The following is a 15,942-nucleotide window of genomic DNA, read 5'->3' on the forward strand; positions in this document are numbered from 1 at the left end:
CCGACGGTGCGCAAGTAAGGGTGGAGTGTTGTTTAGAAGTCGAGCTGCGACCGCAGGGTTACGGCGTCGACACCATATTTGTGCTGGAAGCCCGCAGGAGCGGCCGTAGTGAAGCCCGAGAAGGCGCGCGCCGAAGGGCCGCCGGAGATGTCCGAATGGGCGTATTGAAGCATGAACTTCACATAATCCATCGGCAGCCAGATGAGGCTGGCTTCATAGCCCTTAGAGACGCCACCATTGATATAGGTGATGCCGTTGCCGGTTAGCACCGTTGCCGGGCCGCCGACCTTGTCGTTGAGATCGGTGAAATCGGCGCGGGCGTTGATCTGGAGGGCGCCCATGCCGCCTTCGGTGACGGGGTGGAGAACCTTGGTACGGTCCCACTTGCCACCCTTGTAGCCGCGGGTTTCGCCGGTCAGGTAATAGCCGACCTCGACATAGCCGCTGCGGAACTGCGGATCGTCGATCGAGAAGTTGGTGGTGCCGGCTGCGTTGTTGATGCCGAAGACATGGCCCGGCTTGATGCTGCGAACCCAGACATGCTGATATTCGCTGGCGAAGTGGAACGACTTGTAGATCGCCGCAAGTTCGCCGCCCAGGATATCATCGCCCTTCGCCGCGATGGCGCCGGTATCGATGAAGCGCTCACCCGAAACCTGGGTGTAGGGCCGCTGGCGATAGCGGATATTCTCGGCGTCGGTGGGGGCTACGCGGTGCTGGAACTGGAAGCCGAGATGGCCCTGCACCTGGCCGATCATCGGCGAGTAATAGCCGCGAACGCTGGCCTGCCAGCCGGTGCGCGCGACGTTGGTGTTGGCGAGGTCCTCTGAATAGATGCCGCCGGCGAGGCCGAAACGGCCGGCTGGGTCGGTATAGGCGATGGTGCTGCCGAGGCGGCGGCCATAGCCCAGCGCGTCGGTCATGCCGGCACGCTCCATAAAGGTGGTGAAGCGGTTGCTGGTCAGCAGCTCGAGGCTGGACAGCGGATATTGATGGCCGACCGTGATGCTCCACGGGCTGCCGGGCTTTTGGTAGCTGATCACCATGTCTTCATAGTTGACGCCGCCCTGCGACAGTTCGAGCTCGAACTTGTAGCCGAAGCCGCCCGGCATGCTGCCTTCGGCGCCGACGATCAGGCGGCGAGCACGGGTGTTCCAGCCGAGATTGTTGGTGTTGACGCCTGATCCGGCGCTAGTGCCTGCGACGCCGACCGTGCCCGCGATCTTCTTCGGCAGCGAGACATAGCCCGCGTCGAACTGGATCACGCCCTTCGGCTTGAAGCTCCAGCCGGCGGTGTCGACCCACTGGGGGGCGCCTTTCCAGCTCGGCTCGGCCTTGGCGGCGCGAGAAGTGAGCTGCTGGACCTGCGCCTGCAGCGCCTCGACCTGCGCCTTCAGGAACTCCATGTCGGCGGCCGATGCCGGCTGCTCTTCGACGGTCTCGACCGGCGTATCGGCAGCAGGTGTGTCCTGGGCCTGAGCGGCGCTGGCGAAAGCCAGCGCGCTCGCTGCGACGAGCAGCATATGAACTTGAGTTTTCACGATATTTCCCCTTTTAACAATCGTTTCCACGCGAGCCGTTACTTGATCTCTGCGGGATTCAGCGGCGTCAGCGCGCGCGCGGCGGCGGCGCTCTTGGCGCGGATCGGTGCCGGTGCCGCGATCATGCCGCGCTTCACCAGATAGCCGCCCGGGCCCCAGGCCGCGTCCTTGGTGAACTCGGCGACATAGGCCTTGATCGCCGGGATGGCGCGGACGTGCGCGTTCTTCACATAGATGTAGAGCGGCCTCGAACCGGGATATTTGAACGAAGCGATCGAGTCATAGGTCGGCACGATGCCGCTGATCGCGATGCCCTTCAGCTTGTCGGCATTTTCTTCGAGATAGGAATAGCCGAAGATGCCGATCGTGCCGGGGTTGCTCTCGAGCTTCTGGACGATCAGGTTGTCGTTCTCGCCGCTCTCGACATAGGCGCCGTCTTCGCGGACGCCGGTGCAGATCGCCTTGAACTTGGCCTCGTCGCTCTTCTTGAGCGCGAGCATGGCGGGGCTGGTGCTGCAGCCGGCGGTCATGATCAGCTCGCCGAAGGCGTCGCGGGTGCCCGAAGTTGGCGGCGGGCCGAACACGCGGATCGGCGTTGCGGGCAGGCTGCCGTTGACGTCCTTCCAGGTCTTCGCCTTGTTCGGCTTGCCGAACGGCGTCTTGGCGAGGGCCTTGTAGATGTCGAGCGGGGTCACGTTGCTCATCGGCGTGGCTTTCGCCGTCGAGAAGGCGATGCCGTCGATGCCGACCTGGATCTCGGTGATCTCGGTCACGCCATTCTCGCGGCAGCTCTTGATTTCCGAGGCCTTGATGCGGCGCGAGGCGTTCTCGATGTCGGGGAACTGCTCGCCGACGCCGGCGCAGAACAACTTCATGCCGCCCCCGGTGCCGGTCGATTCTATGACGGGCGGCTTCATGTTCGGATTGGCTCGTGCGAGTCGCTCGGCGACCGCGGTCGCGAACGGATAGACGGTCGAGGAGCCAACGGCGCGGATCTGCGTGCGTGCTGCGGCCATGCTTGGAATGCAGGCCAGGCCGACGACACCGACCATCAGCGCCTTGTGACGAATGTACATTTTCTTCCCCCTTAGGTGGATGAGGCGAATGGCGACTCGCCTCATGGGCGGAGTCACTAGGCAGGGCCTGTGAAGCTGTCGTGACGCCGATGTTGCAATCGCGTGACAGCGGGGCGTGCGGGAGGGCCTGGAATCGAACAGCGCGCGACCGGTGTCCCGGCCGCGCGCTGCTTTATTGTTACAGTTGAAGGTCGCGGATCAGCCGTAGCGGCCGGTGATATAATCCTGCGTGCGGGTCTGGACCGGGTTGGTGAAGATATCCCCGGTGCCGCCATATTCGACAAGCTCGCCAAGGTGGAAGAAGGCGGTGCGCTGCGAGATGCGCGCGGCCTGCTGCATGTTATGGGTGACGATCACGATCGCGAAGCGGCCGCGCAATTCCGTGATCAGCTCCTCGATCTTGGCGGTAGCGATCGGATCGAGCGCCGAACAGGGCTCGTCCATCAGGATCACCTCCGGATCGACGGCGATGGCGCGGGCGATGCACAGCCGCTGCTGCTGGCCGCCCGACAATGCGGTGCCGCTTTCCTGGAGGCGATCCTTGACCTCGTTCCACAGGCCTGCGCGCTGCAGCGATCGCTCGACGATATGGTCCATCTCGCTCTTGCTCGAGGCGAGGCCGTGGATACGGGGCCCGTAGGCGATGTTCTCGTAGATCGACTTGGGGAAAGGGTTCGGCTTCTGGAACACCATGCCGACCCGCGCGCGCAGCAGCACGACGTCCATGCCCGAAGCATAGATGTCCTCGCCATCGAGCGCGATGCGGCCCTCGACGCGACAGCCTGCAACGGTGTCGTTCATGCGGTTGAGCGTGCGCAGGAAGGTCGATTTGCCGCAGCCCGACGGGCCGATGAAGGCGGTGACATTGTCCTTGTCGACGTCGATCGACACGTCCTTGATAGCCTGCTTCTCGCCATAGAAGACGTTGACGTTCTCAGCCGTCATCTTCAGCGATGCCGTGATAGCTGCTTCTTGCATGGTCGGGTTTACCACCGTCGTTCGAAATGGTTGCGGAGATAGATGGCGGTGGCGTTCATCGTCATCAGGAAGGCCAGAAGGACGATGATCGCTGCCGAGGTCTTTTCGACGAAGCCGCGGCTGACCTCGTCCGACCAGAGGAAGATCTGCACCGGCAGCACCGTCGCCGGCTCGGTTAACCCCGTCGGTGGCGACGATATGAAGGCACGCATGCCTATCATGATTAGCGGTGCGGTTTCGCCGAGCGCGCGCGCCATGCCGATGATGGTGCCGGTCAGGATGCCCGGCATGGCGAGCGGCAGCACATGGTGGAAGACGACCTGGACCGGCGAGGCGCCCATAGCGAGGGCCGCATCGCGGATCGAGGGCGGCACCGCCTTGATCGCATTGCGCGAGGCTATGACGATGACGGGCATCGTCATCAGCGCCAGGGTCAGCCCGCCGACAATCGGCGCCGACCGCGGCATGTTCATGAAGTTGAGGAACACCGCGAGGCCGAGCAGCCCGAAGATGATCGACGGCACCGCGGCGAGGTTGTTGATGGAGACCTCGATCAGGTCGGTCCAGCGGTTACGCGGGGCATATTCCTCGAGATAGAGAGCGGAGAGCATGCCGACCGGAAAGGCCAGCAGCGCTGTCACCGCCATCGTCAGCAGCGTTCCCTTGAACGCACCCCAGATCCCCACGACCGTTGGGTCGGTGGAATCCGAAGCGGTGAAGAAGGTTGTGCTGAACCCCGTCTGGACACTGCCCTTCGCCTTCAGCGCGGCAAGCTGGCGATCGGCATCGGGTTCGCCCGCACCTTTGGCGGCGGAGTCGATCTCGATCGAGGCGGGCACCCAGATATCGGCCTTTCGGGTGATCAGCGACGGATCGTTCTTGAGTGCCGATCGCAGCGACAGCCAGGCGCCGTCCGACAGGAGCAGAGGCCCGGTCTCGCCATAGGCGGCCGTTGCCGAAGTCGCCGCGAGGCTTTCCAGATCGAGTGTCGCCAGCGCATCGTCTGCGCCCGCGCCCTCAAGCGCCTTGGGCGTCACGCCCGCGGCGATGCTTGGAAAATCGACGGTCAGCCGTATCTCGGTCTGGGTGAAGCCGCCCAGGCCGTCGTACAGCATCTTGATCAGCAGGAAGGCGAGGAAACCGGCCGACAGGGCGACCGCGAACATGCCGACGGCGCGGAAGCGCCGCTCGGATGCATAACGCTTGGCAACGCGACGCTGCATCGCGTCGGATTTCCAGCCGCTCGCGTCGATCGTCATCGGCATCTCTCCGCCCGGCAGGTCCGCGGCGCTACTCATAAGCTTCCCGATATTTTTTCACCACGCGCAGGGCAATGATGTTGAGGATGAGGGTCACGATCAGCAGCGTCAGGCCGAGTGCGAAGGCCGCCAGCGTCTTGGCGCTGTCGAACTCCTGGTCGCCGGTGAGCAACTGGACGATCTGGGTCGTCACGGTGGTGACGCTGGCGAAGGGATTGGCCGTGAGATTGGCGGCGAGGCCCGCGGCCATCACCACGATCATGGTCTCGCCGATCGCGCGACTGACGGCGAGCAGCACTCCGCCGACCACGCCCGGAAGGGCCGCAGGGACGAGGACCTTGCGAATCGTCTCCGACGGCGTCGCGCCGAGCGCGAAGGAACCGTCGCGCATCGCCTGGGGTACTGCCGCGAGTGAATCGTCGGCCATCGAGGAGACGAACGGGATGATCATCACCCCCATCACCAGACCGGCGGCGAGCGCCGATTCGGAAGATGCGCCGGGGATATGCGCCCAGGCCGCGAAGTCGCGGATCGCGGGTGCCACCGTGAGCGCGGCGAAATAGCCGTAGACGACGGTGGGAACGCCGGCGAGCATCTCGAGCGCCGGCTTCATCCAGCGGCGCAGCCCGGGCTTGGCATACTGGGTGAGGTAGATGGCGCTCATCAGCCCGAGCGGGATCGCGACGATCATTGCGATGATCGCGCCGATGAAGATCGTTCCCCAGAACAGCGGCACCGCGCCGAACGCGCCCGACGAGCCGACCTGGTCAGCCCGCATCGCGGTCTGCGGGCTCCATTCGAGGCCGAACAGGAACTCGATCGGCGAAACCCTCTGGAAGAAGCGAAGCGACTCGAACAGCAGCGACACGACGATGCCGAAGGTGGTGAAGATCGCGATCAGCGACGCACCGAGCAGTACCAGCATTACGACGCGCTCGACCCGGTTCCGCGCGCGGAAATCACGGTGCAGCCGCGTCCATGCATAGCCGCCGCCGGCGAGCGCGAGCAGCGCAGCCGCTATCCCGCCCAGCATCGCATAATGATCGGCAGCGCTGCGATAGACCGGCGCCAGCTGCTCCGCGGCAGGATTGAAGCTCGCCTCGAGCGAGCCGTCGACGAGGCCGCGCATCTCGGCAAGCACCGAGTCGCGCTCGATGCCCGGCGGCGGCAGTTGCGTGGCCGATGGTGCATCGAGCACGGCCTGTGTCACCAGCCGGGGCGATACGAAGCTCCATATCGCGAGAAACAGCAGCGCGGGCAGGACGACCCACAACAGCATATGCGCGCCATGATAGTTGGGGCGCGAATGAAGGCGCTGGCCCGCTGCCGGCTTGAACAGCGCGGCGCGCGAACGCGCGGTCCAGAACGCGATCGCGCCCAACGCCAAAACTAACAAGGCAATCATCGACAACGACATAAAGATCTCTCTAGGGAGAGGCGAGGTATTTGCGGATGGGTGACCATGGGCTGCCCACTCTACCGCCTCAACGTCGCGTTGAGGCAGAAATTTAATATGTGCCCGAAACGATGGCAAAGGCGTATTGAACGTCTCCGGTTACCCTTTACCGACCTTTCCGTTGCAATTTCGTGACAGACCGGCGGTTCGCGGCTGTAGATCGTGTCGTGCCTGCCAAGCGCTTGTAACGGCACGTAATACCGGCTTGCGCTGACTGGAACCTGTGGAGCTCCTCCTCTTCGGGGGAGGGGCGAAGAGTCGGGCAGCGCACACGCGACTTTGTGACGGAGCGGTTCGCGCTGACCGGGATAGCGATGCTCCCGTCGAGCTGTCGTCAGTCCTGCGCCAGCGGTACCTTCAGATCGCACCGCGTTCCGCGATCGGTGGTCGTTGCGCTGCTTGTATGGAACTGGCCTCTCAAAGAGCGCGCCAGCAGATCGATCAGCTTCCTGCCGGTGCCCGCGCTGCCGGCATCGTTCAGGCCGACCCCGTCATCCTCGATGGTGATCAACACGTCGTCGCCCTCGGGGCGCAGCCACACAGCGACGGCACCAATGCCGTCGGGAAAGGCATGTTTGGCGGTATTAGTCAGGCATTCGTTGACGATCAGCGCGATCGCCACCGCGCTCTGCGCCGGCATTTGTACGGGCTCCGCGTCGAAGCTGAGCGACACGCCGGCGGGCAGCATGCCTTCGCGCACGCGATCGCATATCTCGCGGAGATGCTCGTGGAGCAGCACCGTCGAAAGGTCGGCGCTGCTCAGCGCGAGGTTCGAATAGGCTGCGGCGAGCGACTGCAGCCGCCCGGCGGCCTGCTTCAGTTCATCGCGCAGGCGGTCGTCGGCCTCGCCCGCGGCCTGCGACAGCAGCAGCGATGACGCGATCTGGAAATTATTCCGTGTACGGTGATCGACTTCGCGCAGTGCGAGTGACAGCAGTTCGACATGCCGCTGCTTCTCCTCCTGGAGCCGCATCGATGTCGCGCGGAACGATGCTACCGCCCACACCGTCAGCACCAGTGATGCGGTGGCGACGAGCAGGCCGATCGCGTCGGGCGTGCTGATCGCGAAATCGCGGCGCGGCGGAATGACGAAATACCAGATCAGCAGCTGACACCCCGCCGTGGCCATCCACCCCGAGCGCGCGCCTGCGATCAGGCTCGCGAAGATCACCGCGGGAAAGACGAACGCATAAGCGACGACCCCCGGGGCGAAGATGTCCACGAGCGCGCGTCCGATGACGGCAAGTCCAATTGCCGCCATCGCGATGACGATGTCGGTCGACAGTTTGGCGTTCCGCGCGGTCAGTCCGTGCGGGAGATCCCCGATCAACGCTATAACCCCTGCTCCTCGATGCCGGGCGAACGTTCGCCGGCGTGCCGTCGCCCATTACGGCAACATCATGTTACCCCCGTCTCGTGCGCAGCGGAAGCCGTTCCGGCCGGACGACATTTTTTTATCGGCCAGCAATCAGCCCGGCCTTGCGGAGATGGTCCAGTGCCTTGGCGCGGATTCCGGCATCATAGCCCAGCCGCGCCAGGAAACCCTGCGGGTCCTGTGCGATGGGCACGCCGATCCTCTTGAGCTCCGTCCAGGCGACACGCGCGCGCGGCAGATCGCCGATCATCGCATATCCAGCCGCGCTCACCAGATAGAATCGGCCATGCCGTCCGAACAGCGGCGGAGACATGTGCGACAGGGCCTCCTGGGCCAGCCTCGTGTCGTCACGGCCGATCGCGAGCAGCAGCAGCGGAGCATAGAAACGACCATCGGGATTGTCGTCGAGCGCGATGGCGCGGCGGATGAGTTCCTCAGCCCGCGTATCGCCGCAGTCGAGAAGATAGACGCCCGCGTCAGAAAGCAGAGCCGGATCATAAGGCTGCTGCGCGGCCGCGCGAAGCCCGAAGGCAACCGCCTGGGAACATGCCTTTCGCACCACGGCGATCCGCGCTCGCGCTGCATTGCCCCACGGGTTGAGCGGATCGATCGATCCCGAGATCTGCGCATGGCGTTGTGCGGTGAGCAGCAGCGCCGGCCGCTCGGCGGGATCGGTGTCCGAACTCACCATCTTCTCGATGGATAGCTGGGCCGCGGCGGCCTGGAGCTCGGCGTTGTTGGGATCCAGGTTGATGCTGCGCTCGACGCAGGTGCTGACATGATCGAGATCGTCGTCGGTGCGCTCCTTGCGGTAGCGGTGATAGAGCAGCAGGCAGCTATAGCCGGTCGCTTCCCGCCCGCCATGTTCTTGCAGCTCGTGGGCGGCGACGACCCCGGTAACGCGGCTGATGGTGGCGATCGCCGGCGCCAGCGCCTGATCGAGCGCCTCGCTGTCGATGCCCTGGTCGGCCGAAAGGCTGACGTCGCCGGACCAGATCAATCGATCCGGCGAGAGGCGTGTCAGGCGCAGGAACAGGCGCGGGCGCTCGCCGCCGACAAGGTCGGTTGCAAGGTGATAGCGCGCCGGGATGGCGAGCGGATCCGCCGTGCCCGAGCGGCGCTGGGCGCGGAAGTCATACATCCCGCTCCGGCCGAGCCCGTTGATCAGGGTCGCCCGGGCTAAGGTGCCGAGTTCGCCGCTTTTCGCCATTTCGGTTGCGCCGAGCTCGAGCACAGGACGTTCATGGCCGATGTCCGGCGGACTGAGGTTCAGGGGCAGGATCCGAATCAGCGCAGCGGTGCTCAGCAACAACAGGGCGATGAGCATTCCGGCCTGCCAGCCAAAGGTCAGCGGCGCGATGGGAAGCACGGGCGGCGGAGGCGCAACGACCGCATCTTCGGCCGCCGCTTCGACGGGCTGCAACGTCACCCGATAGCGCCCACTGGGGATAGTCAGTCGTAGCCCGCAGCTGGGCGGCTTGACGCTGTAATAACTGTCCAGCATCCGGCGGAGCCGGCCGACCTGCACACGCGGATAGCTGTCTGCCCGCGCGTCATAGTCCGGCGCGCGGCCCAGGCCATCCACCGCCACGGAATAGGCTTTCAGCTGGTCGCCGCGGCCCGCCACCGTTTCGCCGACCAGGAACGACAGCAGGCGCTTCATGATCGGAGCCCGCGCGAAGTCCGGCGAGGCAATCACCGACTGCAGCTCGCGGCACATCATCTCTGCGCTGTGTGCGGCTGAACCCGCAGGGGGTGGAGGCATATCCCCATCCAAGCGATTGGTCGCCAACTCACCCATATCACTCATGTCGAAGACGGCAGGTAGCGCGAATACCCGCGGGTGTCACCGCCGATTTCAGCCGGGGCCGGTGCTACGGTGTAACGGTAACAGAGACGGCTAGACACTGCCCAACTCGACGGGTTGTCCGCAGCAGCGGTTTAGCAGCATCACGCTGTCAGCCATCCGGCGGCGAGGCATTCTCCCGAAAGAGGATGCCTCGCCGTCCATATCTGGCGAAATTGGCCGATCGTCCTTTTGGCCCCCACCACCGGGCGATCGGCCTTTCCACTGCTCCAGGCATCAAGAAGTGCAGGTCCCTCCACGCCCGATGCGCGCGATGAGGGGATCGCTCAGGCCGCCGGTTGTGCGGCTTGGCCGTGCGCCTCGACGGAGGCGGCGATCTCCTCGCGCGTGGGATTTCGGCGCAATGTCAGCCCTCCGTTCACCTGCAAATTCTCGCCTGTCATGAAGCATTCGTCGGATGCGACGAAAACGCAGGCCGCCGCGATGTCGTCCGCGGTGCCCACGCGGCCCAGCGGGTAGCCGGGCAGGAATGCTTCGGCGATACCCGGAACGGCCAGGGCATCGGACGTCATCGGTGTCGCGGTGAGGCCAGGCGAAATCGAGTTCACCCGGATGCCCCGCGATCCGAATTCATGGGCGGCGACGCGGACCATGTGATCCGTGCCCGCCTTCGCGCCCATATAGGCGGCGTGGTCGTTCAGCATGATCTTCGCGGTCGCAGAGCTGATCTGGATGATCGAGCCGCCCTGATCCATCGCCTCGATCATTGCCTGCATGAACAGAAATGGTCCCTTGAACTGGAGCGCGCTCATCTGCTCGAACTCTTCCTCGGTGGTTTGGAGGAAGCCGGTCAGAAGGCCCCAGCCGGTAGCGTTCACGGCTATGTCCAGTCGCCCGAGCCTTTCCTTCCCCTGGGCCGCCAGCGCAAAGACCTCGTCGCGCCGGGTGATGTCGCATCGTATTGCATGGCCGCCGATCTCGCCTGCGAAGCGATCGAGTTCATCCATCTTGCGGCCGGCGACGACGACGGAGGCGCCCTCCTGAACGAGGCGACGAGCGATTACCTGCGCCATATTGTCGCGATTGGCCGCGCCGAGAACGATCGCGCCCTTATCTTTTAGCCTTCCAGCCATGCGATACCTGCCTTTCAGATCATGCGGACGGGGTTGCGCTGGCGTGCTTCAGCCGGCGGTTGGCGAAGTGGAACGGCCAATCCTCATCGCGAATCTCGAGGATTTCGATGACATTGCCGTCGGGATCGCGGCCATAGGTGCCGGTCACGGGCATGCCGGACTCGATCGGAGGGCAGTGAAACACCATGCCGGCCGCCTTCAGCCGCTCATATTCCGCCTTCGCGTCTGTCACGTTGAGCGCCAGGTGGGTGATGCCGTGGTTGATCACGGGACGCCTGGCATCGCCCGGCTGGGGCTCCGGCGACGAGAACTGGAAGAGTTCCAGGAAGCCCGTGCCCGTGCGCATCATCACGACGCGGGAGATGACATCATCCAGCTCCATCATCGCATCGATCGCGGCTATGGGTTCATCCCAGCCGCCATCATAGGCGACCTCGAACCCGATCACGTCGCGGTAGAAGGCCGTCAGCCGGTCGATATCCGGCGTAGAGATCGCGACATGATGGATGCCCGTGATCATCATCCATTCTCCTCGTCATTTTTTCCATTCCAGAGCGATCTCGCCTATCCGGCTGACGCTGTCGAAATCATGAGCTGCCTTGGCGACAAGCGCGTAGAAGGTCCGCCATCCGCGTAGAACTCGATCACCGCATGCGGCGTATGATGCTGGTTCGCTTCGCAGTAGAATATGGGGCATTCCAACGGGAACTGATGTTTTGCACAGGTGTTCGGCCGCAACCTCGCCAACCATCGCGGCGCGACATCGGCCTTCACCGTGGCCGGTCTGTGGTCCTTCGCCACGGCACGCGAGCCGAGAACCTACGGTGTCAGGCTGGGCCAGGAATTCTGAAGTCTGGGGACCGGAAAGTCCCGGAACCTTCACTAAAGACAGTATGACAAAGACAGTATGACTATGTCGTCGTCAGGGTTGGCGGGCTGTGGGCTCGCCGGACCCCGACGACGTATCGGGCGGATCAGGTCGAACTGGCATGGCGCTGGGATCAGCTACGCCCCGTGACTGCGACTAACCGAAGTCGGCAATGGTGAAGACGCTCGATCCGACATTCGCCACCAGAACCGCCGAGTCCGCGGACGCCCCGCCGTTGCTCGAATAGAACAGATAGGTATCGCTGCCGACGGCCAGGGCCGCCACTTCGCCATTGCCCCCGCGGGCGTCGAAAAGCTGCTGAGCGGCAGCAGCTGCCGCGGTGAGGCTCGATTGTACTGCGCCCGTAAGCACAATGGCGGGGGTGTACCCGACCGAAATGCGATCCGCACCGTCTACGAAGTCGGCGATGCGATCAGGGCCGGCGCTGACCATCGAACCCTGTCCCGAAACCACAAAAAGGTCCGAGCCATTGCCTCCGGTCAGGGTGTCGGTGCCGAGATCCCCCGACAGGATGTCATTTCCGTTGCCACCGAAGAGCTCGTCGTTGCCCTGGCCCCCGCGGAGCGAGTCATTGTCCGCGCCTCCGTCGATATGGTCAGCACCCAAGTTGCCGTTGATGGTATCGTTACCGTTGCTGCCGAGCAGCAAGTCGTTTCCCTTGCCACCGACAAGCCTGTCCGATCCATCCTCGCCATCTATGGCGTCATTGCCTGCATTGCCCTGCACATAGTCGCTGCCGGCTCCCCCGAGGATGACGTCATCCCCGTCGTTCGGGTTGGGGCTTGTTAAGTTATCACCCCAGATGTGATCATTCCCATCGCCGCCGACGAGGGTGTCCGCGCCCAATCCGCCGGATAGATTGTCATGGCCTGCAAATCCGATAAGAATATCATCGGATGCCCCACCTGTGATGCTGTCGTTGCCTGCCAGGATCGTGTCGATCGCTTCGAAGTCGGCACCGCGAACTACCCAGTCGACGAACTGGCCGACCTGTGTGTTCATGCCGGTAATCTGGAAGAGGGTTTGCCCGAAGATGGTTTCCGATATGCCCGTGATCGTGCCGCCTACCGGGTCTCCAAAGCTGTCGTAGGTGAAGCCGAAACCGGTAAAGGTGACATGGTCTCCAACGTCAACATCGACGACCAGCCGCGACGACGACCGTGATGCAATGTCACCGTCCAGAAGGAGCGAGAGATCCAGATCCGTGAAGTCGACATACGCACTCGCGCCGGTTGTGAATTGTACCATGACTACCCCCTGTTCGTTCCGCGGGAGCTTAGCCCATGATTAACGACGCGGACCAAAGGATTCGTCGGTTTTGCGCCATTTTGGACACGGTTTCGCAGCGCCGCGCGATCCCGCGCGATGGATGTCCGAACCGACGGCAACGTCGATACCCCGATGCCGACAAGGCAGGCGTTACGGATCAATGTTTTGGGAGATGGAGGCCCGAGCCGGAATCGAACCGGCGTGCAAGGATTTGCAGTCCTCTGCGTAACCACTCCGCCATCGGGCCAGCGGAGCGCGGCAATGGCGGCAGAGGGGCGGAATGTCAACTATGATCGGCGGCGATGGTCGCAATCCGGGGGGCGGTAATCGCGCTTGGCGGTGATGCAGTGACGCGGTAAAGCCTTGAACCTCGCCCTGCTGTATTGTAGGGATAAGACACCAATAGCGGGAAAGCCCAGTGACCGAGCAGAATTTCGAGCAGATGCGTCGAGCCATGGTGGTCAGCCAGCTCCGGACGACCGGGGTCAACGATCCGCGCGTCGTCGCGGCGATGGGCGAAGTGCCGCGCGAGCGCTTCGTGCCGGCCGACAAGGCGGTGCTGGCCTATGCCGATCTGGCGCTGCCGATCGGCGAGGGGCGTGAGCTCAGCCCGCCGATGGTGACGGGGCGGCTGTTGACCCAGGCGCAGGTGTCTCCGGGCGAGCGCGTGCTCGTGGTCGGCGCCGCCACCGGCTACACTGCGGCGCTGCTCGAGAAGCTCGGTGCGGATATCGTCGCGGTCGAGGAAGACCCCGAGCTGTTCGCGCTGGGCAAGAAGAACGTGCCGGGCGCGACCTGGATCAAGGCGGCGCTCTCGGCCGGCAGCAAGAATGGCGCAGCCTATTCGCTGATCGTGCTCGACGGCGCTGTCGAGGAAATCCCGCAGACACTGATCGACCAGCTCGCCGATGGCGGCCGGCTGGTCGGGGCGCTGATCGACGAGGGGGTTACGCGGCTCGTTTCCGGGGTTCGTGCAGGTCGGGGTTTCGGTATCACCTCTTTTGCCGATGCCGATGCGGCCCGTCTGCCCGGCTTCGCAAAGCCGGCTGCGTTCAGTTTCTGACAGGATGTCTTCGGTGAAGTTCAACCTGGGGGGCGCGGCGCCGGTGGTCCGCTGGAGCGTTTCGATCGCTGCGATGATGATCGCCGGCCTTCCCGGAGCGGCATCCGCCGATACGCTGCGCGACGCGCTCAGCCAGGCTTACGCCTCCAATCCGACGTTGACCGGCGCGCGCGCCGGACTGCGCGCCACCGACGAGGATGTCGCGATCGCGCGAGCCCAGGGCCTGCCCGATGTCAGCGCAGCCGCGAGCTACAATAAATTCGTCAAGCGCTCGGCTAACAGCTTTACCTCGCCCAAGGAGGCGCTCGTCGGCTCGGCGACCGTTACCGTACCGCTCTATGCAGGCGGGTTCGTGCGCAATTCGGTGGGCGCGGCCAAGGCCAGGGTCCAGCAGGGCCGCGCCAGCCTGCAGGCCACCGAAGGCGATGTGTTCACCAACGCCGTGGCCGCCTATATGGACGTGATCCGCGACAGCGCGATCGTCGATCTCAATGCGGGCAATGTGAAGGTGCTCGAAACCGACCTGCAGGCGAGCCGCGACCGTTTTCAGGTCGGCGACCTCACCCGCACCGATGTCGCCCAGTCGCAGGCGCGGCTGGCGGGTGCGCGCAGCAACCTGCAGTCGGCGCAGGCGCAGCTCGACGCCAGTCGCCAGGCCTATCTCGAAGTGGTCGGCAAGTTCCCCGACAATCTGGAGCCGCCGCCGCCGCTGCCCGGCCTTCCGGCGATGTCCGAAGAGGCAGTCGATATCGCGGTTACCAATAATCCCGATCTGGCCGCGGCGCGGCAGGCGGCGCGCGCGGCCGAATATGACATCGGGATCGCCCGGTCGCTGCGCATGCCGCGCATATCCGCGGTCGGCACCGGCGACTATACCGATTATCGCGGCACGCTGGCCGGCGGCGCCGCGGGCGTGAAGCAGATCGACAAGACCGCCACGCTGGGTGTGCAGGCGCAGATCCCGATTTTCCAGGGCGGCGAGCCCGGCGCTCGGGTGCGCCAGGCGCAGGCGCGCAAGAGCCAGGCGACTGAGGCGCAGACGGCGGCCGAGCGCGCGGTGATTGCCGACGCGCGCACCGCCTTCTCGCGTTATCAGGCGTCACTGGGCGTGATCGACTCATCATTGGCCGCGGTTTCGGCCAACGAACTCGCGCTCGAAGGCGTCCGCGCCGAGCAGGGGGTCGGCACCCGCAACGTGCTCGACGTGCTGAACGCCGAGCAGGAGCTGCTCAATGCACGCTCCACGCTCGTCTCGGCCAAGCGCGATGCCTATGTGGCCGGGTTCGTCCTGCTGGCTGCGATGGGGCGCGCGCAGGCCAAGGATCTCGGGCTCGATGGCGGCTCACTGTACGATCCGGTCGCCAACTATACGCGGGTCCATAACCGCATCTGGGATTGGGACAGCGACCCCAGGCCAAAGCCGGTCGCGACCTCAACGCTCGGCCAGCCGAGCTTTTCCGCGGTCCCGTCGCACAGCCCAGTGGCAAGCCCCGAGAAATAGCTTATATCGGGTGCATGGCCGATCCGCGTTCCGAACCCTCGATGGAAGATATACTGGCTTCCATCAAACGCATCATAGCCGACGATCCGCCGCCGCCCCAGGCCATACCGGCGGCGGCTCAGCGTACACCGGCAGCGCCCCAGGTACCGGCGGCATCGAGGCGGCCCGGCGAACCGATCCCCTCGCCGATTCCGCCATGGCCAAGGCGCAGCGATCCTCCGTCCGCGGATTCGATACTGGAGTTGACCGATCGCGCGCCCGAGCCTTTCGCGCCGCCGCCCGACCCATCGCCCCAGCCGGTGCAGCGCGCCGTCGAACGCCTGCGCCGCGCCGAGGCCGAGATGCCGCAGCCGGCGCCACGCCCAGTCCCGCGTGACCTGATGCCGCGCACTCCGGCGCCGCGGCCGAGCGGCGGCGACGTGACACTCGACGCCTTGGTGCGGGAGATGCTCCAGCCTCTGCTCTCCGAATGGATCGACAAGAACCTGCCCGACATGGTCGAGCGGCTGGTGCAGGCCGAGATTCGGCGGATGACGGAAAAGGACGGCTGATCTCTACAGCGCCGGTGGGTCACTGTACCACCTCGCTGATACAG

Annotated in this window: 13 protein-coding genes and 1 tRNA gene; 3 read left to right on the forward strand and 11 right to left on the reverse strand. The window is 64.6% G+C overall.

Going from position 1 to position 15,942, the window contains the following annotated elements; genetic code table 11:
• Positions 1–32: 32 nt before the first annotated feature.
• The 11 genes from AAC645_RS02330 to AAC645_RS02380 form a co-directional block, all read right to left on the reverse strand.
• Positions 33–1,541: an OprO/OprP family phosphate-selective porin gene (locus tag AAC645_RS02330; RefSeq protein ID WP_340313532.1), complete on the reverse strand. Its 1,509-nt coding sequence runs from the start codon at positions 1,539–1,541 to the stop codon at positions 33–35.
• Positions 1,542–1,579: 38 nt separating this feature from the next.
• Complete coding sequence (locus AAC645_RS02335; RefSeq protein WP_340313688.1) at positions 1,580–2,593, reverse strand: substrate-binding domain-containing protein; 1,014 nt, start codon at positions 2,591–2,593, stop codon at positions 1,580–1,582.
• A gap of 222 nt (positions 2,594–2,815) precedes the next feature.
• Positions 2,816–3,595, reverse strand: a complete 780-nt coding sequence (gene pstB / locus AAC645_RS02340; protein ID WP_340313534.1) for a phosphate ABC transporter ATP-binding protein PstB — start codon at positions 3,593–3,595, stop codon at positions 2,816–2,818.
• A gap of 8 nt (positions 3,596–3,603) precedes the next feature.
• Complete coding sequence (gene pstA, locus AAC645_RS02345; RefSeq protein WP_340313535.1) at positions 3,604–4,893, reverse strand: phosphate ABC transporter permease PstA; 1,290 nt, start codon at positions 4,891–4,893, stop codon at positions 3,604–3,606.
• Positions 4,886–6,271, reverse strand: coding sequence for a phosphate ABC transporter permease subunit PstC (gene pstC / locus AAC645_RS02350; RefSeq protein WP_340313537.1), 1,386 nt, complete (start codon positions 6,269–6,271; stop codon positions 4,886–4,888). The genes pstA and pstC overlap by 8 nt, the downstream gene beginning before the upstream one ends.
• Positions 6,272–6,644: 373 nt before the next feature.
• Entirely contained in the window at positions 6,645–7,640 is a 996-nt protein-coding gene (locus AAC645_RS02355) for a sensor histidine kinase (protein WP_340313538.1), read from the reverse strand.
• A gap of 124 nt (positions 7,641–7,764) precedes the next feature.
• Positions 7,765–9,450, reverse strand: coding sequence for a tetratricopeptide repeat protein (locus AAC645_RS02360; protein ID WP_340313539.1), 1,686 nt, complete (start codon positions 9,448–9,450; stop codon positions 7,765–7,767).
• A 368-nt stretch (positions 9,451–9,818) separates the two neighbouring features.
• Complete coding sequence (locus AAC645_RS02365) at positions 9,819–10,625, reverse strand: SDR family oxidoreductase (RefSeq protein WP_340313540.1); 807 nt, start codon at positions 10,623–10,625, stop codon at positions 9,819–9,821.
• A 19-nt stretch (positions 10,626–10,644) separates the two neighbouring features.
• Positions 10,645–11,148 (reverse strand): VOC family protein, encoded by a 504-nt coding sequence (locus tag AAC645_RS02370; RefSeq protein WP_340313541.1) that lies wholly within the window; start codon positions 11,146–11,148, stop codon positions 10,645–10,647.
• A gap of 501 nt (positions 11,149–11,649) precedes the next feature.
• A complete protein-coding gene (locus AAC645_RS02375; RefSeq protein WP_340313543.1) occupies positions 11,650–12,762 on the reverse strand; it encodes a calcium-binding protein in 1,113 nt (370 codons plus the stop codon).
• Positions 12,763–12,956: 194 nt separating this feature from the next.
• A tRNA-Cys gene (locus AAC645_RS02380) sits at positions 12,957–13,030 on the reverse strand.
• Positions 13,031–13,201: 171 nt separating this feature from the next.
• Here AAC645_RS02380 and AAC645_RS02385 point away from each other — a divergent pair.
• From AAC645_RS02385 to AAC645_RS02395, 3 genes are all read left to right on the forward strand, one after another.
• Positions 13,202–13,846 (forward strand): protein-L-isoaspartate O-methyltransferase family protein, encoded by a 645-nt coding sequence (locus tag AAC645_RS02385; RefSeq protein WP_340313545.1) that lies wholly within the window; start codon positions 13,202–13,204, stop codon positions 13,844–13,846.
• Between the two features lie 4 nt (positions 13,847–13,850).
• Positions 13,851–15,347, forward strand: a complete 1,497-nt coding sequence (locus AAC645_RS02390; RefSeq protein WP_340313546.1) for a TolC family outer membrane protein — start codon at positions 13,851–13,853, stop codon at positions 15,345–15,347.
• Between the two features lie 242 nt (positions 15,348–15,589).
• Entirely contained in the window at positions 15,590–15,898 is a 309-nt protein-coding gene (locus AAC645_RS02395) for a DUF2497 domain-containing protein (protein WP_340313547.1), read from the forward strand.
• Positions 15,899–15,942 lie beyond the last annotated feature (44 nt).

The organism is Rhizorhabdus argentea, from assembly GCF_037861105.1.
GTDB lineage: Bacteria > Pseudomonadota > Alphaproteobacteria > Sphingomonadales > Sphingomonadaceae > Rhizorhabdus > Rhizorhabdus argentea.